Genomic DNA, 526 nt, shown 5'->3' with positions numbered 1-526 from the left:
GCCGGCCTCATGTTCGGTCAAAATGCCCCCTCTCGGCAGCATTCTGCGAATGCGCCTGCCGGGCAGTGGATGATCTGCTCGTCCGTGAATCTCGTTCGCTTCATTGTCCGTCCTCAGGTTGGGTCGGACTCTAATCGCAGGTGGAGGAAAAATCCCGTGGCAGGTCACGTTCCAGCGGCGCCCGCCCGGCGACAGGCCGCCAACGGGAACGATCATGTGGACATGCGGGTGATGCGTCACGCCGAAGGCGTGCGTTAAGCACGACGCCGACCCCCTGGTGTGCAATACGCTGGTCATGCCGACTCGCGCGCCCATGCGCCTGGGATCGGCGGCGATGGTCATCACTGTTTGCGCCGAAGATTTGAACAATAGCCCATAGACGGCACGCTTGTTCCAATAGGCGATCCGGGCAATCTCGGCAGGCAGGGTGAAGACCACGTGGAAATACTTATAGCGCGACAATCTGAGTGAGACCTGCGCGTCAATCTGGATGAGGTTCTACGTCGCGGTGTCTGGGATCGTATCA

1 pseudogene is annotated in these 526 nt (G+C 60.1%); it reads right to left on the bottom strand.

Features of this window, described 5'->3' with window-relative positions:
- Window positions 1-171: 171 nt before the first annotated feature.
- Window positions 172-447 (bottom strand): annotated as a pseudogene (locus tag Q4543_RS24555) (IS91 family transposase); the annotation flags it as partial.
- Between the last annotated feature and the right edge of the window lie 79 nt (window positions 448-526).

It is taken from the genome of Salipiger sp. 1_MG-2023 (genome assembly GCF_030547555.1).
GTDB lineage: Bacteria > Pseudomonadota > Alphaproteobacteria > Rhodobacterales > Rhodobacteraceae > Salipiger.
This window is presented reverse-complemented; position numbering and strand designations above follow the sequence as displayed.